The 3,830-nt window shown below is 75.7% G+C and carries 3 protein-coding genes; all 3 read left to right on the top strand.

The window, feature by feature from the left end; all coding sequences use genetic code 11:
• Nucleotides 1–1,208, top strand: a 1,208-nt coding sequence (locus Q7T15_RS09745) for a DUF58 domain-containing protein (protein WP_304695741.1), incomplete at its 5' end; no start/stop codon positions are given.
• A complete protein-coding gene (locus Q7T15_RS09740) occupies nucleotides 1,205–3,610 on the top strand; it encodes a transglutaminase domain-containing protein (RefSeq protein WP_304695739.1) in 2,406 nt (801 codons plus the stop codon). The genes Q7T15_RS09745 and Q7T15_RS09740, both read left to right, overlap by 4 nt.
• A 28-nt stretch (nucleotides 3,611–3,638) precedes the next feature.
• Nucleotides 3,639–3,830, top strand: a 192-nt coding sequence (locus Q7T15_RS09735) for a hypothetical protein (protein ID WP_304695737.1), incomplete at its 3' end; no start/stop codon positions are given.

Below are 3,830 nucleotides of genomic sequence, written 5' to 3'. Positions count from 1 at the left end.
GCCCGGTCGCCGCGGCGCTCCTGCTCGCCGCACGGGCGGTTCGCCGCGCCGTCGCGCCCGTCGTCCGCGTGGTCTCGCCGCTCGGCTGGATCGTGCTCGGCGCGGGAGCGGCGGCGCTCATCGCGGGCGCCGTCCTCGGCTGGCTCGAATTCGTCGCGCTCGGTGCGGTGCTGCTCGCCGCGCCCGTGGTGTCGATCGCCTTCCTGCTCGGCCGCGCCGCCTACCGCATCGACATCGAGCTCGAGCCGCGACGCGTCGTCGCCGGCGACCGCGCGCTCGGCAGGCTCGTGATCGCGAACGCTCGCGCTCGGCGGTCGTCGCCGTCGCGCCTCGAGCTGCCGGTCGGCGCGGGCTCCGCAGAGTTCGTCGTTCCGGCCCTCGCGCCGGGGGAGGAGCACGACGAGCTGTTCGCCGTGCCGACCGAGCGCCGCGCCGTCATCGTGGCGGGGCCCGCGGTGTCCGTCCGCGGCGACCAGCTCGGCCTGCTGCGCCGCGCGGTCGCGTGGGGCGACCCGGTCGAGCTCTTCGTCCACCCGCGCACCGCGCGGCTCGCGCCGAGCGCGGCGGGTCTCGTGCGCGACCTCGAGGGCGAGGTCACGAAGACCATCACGAACCACGACATCTCCTTCCACGCGCTGCGCGCCTACGAGCCCGGCGACGACCGCCGCTACGTGCACTGGCGCACCTCCGCGCGCACGGGCCAGCTCATGGTCCGGCAGTTCGAGGAGACCCGCCGATCGCAGCTCGTCATCCTCTTCGACGCCGACCGCGACAAGTACGCGAGCGAGGACGAGTTCGAGCTCGCCGTCTCGATCGTCGCCTCCCTCGGCGTCCAGGTCATCCGCGACGGCACGCGCGTCGCCGTCGTGAGCGAGCAGCGTGCCCTGCGCACCGCGACCGCGACGACGCTCCTCGACGACTCGTGCCGGTTCGAGCCCGTCACGACGCGCTACCCGAACGCCCGCGAGTTCGCGCGCGCCGCGACGCTGCGACTGCCCGCCCCGAGCCTCGTCGTGCTCGTGGGCGGGTCGGGGATGGCCGTCACCGACGCGCGCGCCGTGCAGACCCTCTTCGGTCGCGACGCGGTGACGATCGGCCTGCGCGCCGATGTCGCGGCGTCGAGCCGCATCGCGACGGTCGACCGTCTCCGCGTCGCGACGGTCGGCACGCTCGCCGACCTGCAGCGCCTCGTTCGGAGGATGTCGTGACGCCCCGGACGATCGCCGACGTCCTCGTCCCCATCGTGCTCGCCGCGATCGGCCTCGTCGGCTTCGCCGCCGCCTTCGACTCGAGCGCCTACGCGCTCGCCGGAGCGGGCGGTCTCGTCGTCGGCACCGCGGCGGCCGTCGTCGCGGCGCGGTTGCGCCTCGGCATCCTCCCGACGGCGGGCCTCGTCGTCGCCGCCTACTTCCTGCTCGGAACGCCCTTCGTCGCGCCCGCCGACGGCATCCTCGTCGTCCTCCCCTCGATCGCCTCCCTCGCCGCGCTCGCGATCGGCGCCGTCTTCGGCTGGGCCGACATCCTCACCCTGCAGGCGCCGCTGAGCCTGCCCGACTACGTCACGGCCGTCCCGTATGCGGCGGCCCTCCTCGTCGCGTTCACGTCGACGACGCTCGCGCTCCGCTGGCTCCCGCGCCGTCGCACGGCGCCCCGCGCGGCCCTCCTGCTCATCGGGCCCGCGGTGCTCTACGCCGTCGGCGTCCTCCTCGGCACCGACGAGCCCGTGCTCGCCGTGGTCCGCGGAGCGGCGTTCGCGGGCATCGCCCTCGTGTGGCTCGGCTGGCGGCGCCGCGCGTCGGCGACGACGTCGAGCGCCGCCGCGCAGCAGCTCCTCCGCCGCAAGCTCGTCGGCACCGCGATCGTCGTCGTCGCGGCCATCGGGCTCGGGTCGGCCGCCGCCGCGCTGATCGCGCCGCAGCCCGACAATCGCTTCGTCCTCCGCGACGAGATCGAGCCGCCGTTCGAGCCGCTCGAGTACCCGAGCCCGCTCGCGGGCTTCCGCGAGTACACGAAGGATCTCGTCGACACCGAGCTCATGGTCGTCGAGGGCCTGCAGCCCGGCGACCGCGTCCGCATGACGGCGATGGACGTCTACGACGGGGTCACCTGGAACGTCGCCGGTGCGAGCGAGGCGCTCGAGGGATCGGGACGCTTCCGCCTCGTCGGCCGGACGATCCCCGAGCCCCCTCTCGCGCGCACGGGCGCCGCCGAGGCCGTCACGGTCGACATCGCGGGCTACGCCGACGTCTGGCTGCCGAGCGCGGGCTACGCCGCCGACATCGCGTTCCTCGACGGTGCCGACGAGGGCGAGGGGACTCCCGAGCGAGTGGATGTCCGCTACAACGCCGCGACCGGAGCCGCGCTCGTCACCTCGGGAGCGCGCGAGGGCCTGCGCTACCGCGTCGCGACCGAGCGCCAGGTCGTCCCGGAGGACGACGCGCTCCGGGATGCCCCGGTCGCGCCGTTCGCGCCGGCGCCCGTCGTCGGCGTCCCCGACACGGTCGTCGCGCTCGCCGCCGAGCTCACCGCGACGGCGGAGTCGCCCGTCGAGAAGCTCCGCGCCCTCGAGCAGCACCTCGCGACCACCGGGTACTACAGCCGGGGCACCGCCTCCGACCAGGTGCCCTCGCGCGCCGGTCATGCCGCCGATCGCATGAACGACATGGTGACGCTCCCGAGCATGGTCGGAGACGAGGAGCAGTACGCCTCTCTCTTCGCCCTCATGGCCCGCAGCCTCGACTACCCGACCCGAGTCGTCATGGGCTTCGCGCCCGAGATCGGCGAGGGCGGCGGCCCCGTCGCGATCATGGGCGACGACGTGACGGCGTGGGTCGAGGTCGCGTTCGAGGGCGTCGGCTGGGTGCCGTTCTTCCCCATCCCCGACGAGACCGACGTGCCGCAGGACCAGATCCCCGAGCCGCGCACCGAGCCGCAGCCGCAGGTGCGGCAGCCGCCGCGCACCGACTCCGAGCAGGACGACCTCGTCACGGCCGTCGAGATCGATGACACGGACGACGAGGAGCGCGACGACAGCGGCCTGCCGGGCTGGCTGCTCGGCGCTCTGCTCGCGGTGGGGATCCCGCCGCTGCTCATGCTCGTGCCGATGCTCGTCATCGCCCTGCTCAAGCGCCGCCGCGCCGAGCGCCGTCGTCGCGCCGACGAGGGCCATCGGGCGGTCGCGGGGGCGTGGGACGAGCTCGTCGACCGGTTCTCGGAGCTCGGCGCGGACATCCCGCAGCGCACGACGCGCGTGCACGTCGCGGCAGGGCTCGCGGCCGGCGGCGCGGCCGCGGACGCCGCGGGGCGGGACCCCGACGGGAGCGTCGCCGAGTCCGAGCCGCTGCGCGCGCTCGCCCTGCGCACCGACGAGGCGGTCTTCTCAGGGCGCGAGATCGACGCCCGCGAGGCGGACGAGGTGTGGGCCGACGCCCTCGCCGCGGCGGCCGCGGCCCACGATCGGGCGAGTCGCTCGGCGAGGATCCGCAGCCGGTTCCGCCTCGCGAGCGTCCGCGCGGCCGGTCGGCGCCTCGTGGCACGGGCGGAGTCGGGGAGCCCTCCCCATCGACCTCCCGCCGCGACCCCCTCGGCAGCGGGCCCGCGCGAAGGCTAGGATCTCTCGCGACCCTCGAGGGAGCTCGATGACCGATCACGACGACGCGCGGCCCGCCCGGCCGCTCATCACCCCGCCTCCGGGCCTCGTGCCCGACGCCGACCCGGCGCCGCGCTCCGGCGCCGCCGTCCTGCCCGCGGGCGGCCCCCTCATCGACCTGCCGCCCGGCCTCGCCGATTCCGGCACGGTGCGGATGCCCGCCGCCCGCCGCGCGAGCGTC

It is taken from the genome of Microcella sp. (genome assembly GCF_030645145.1).
Taxonomy (GTDB): domain Bacteria; phylum Actinomycetota; class Actinomycetes; order Actinomycetales; family Microbacteriaceae; genus Microcella.
Note: the sequence above shows the minus strand (reverse complement) of the source record. Positions and strands in the feature narration are given on the sequence as shown.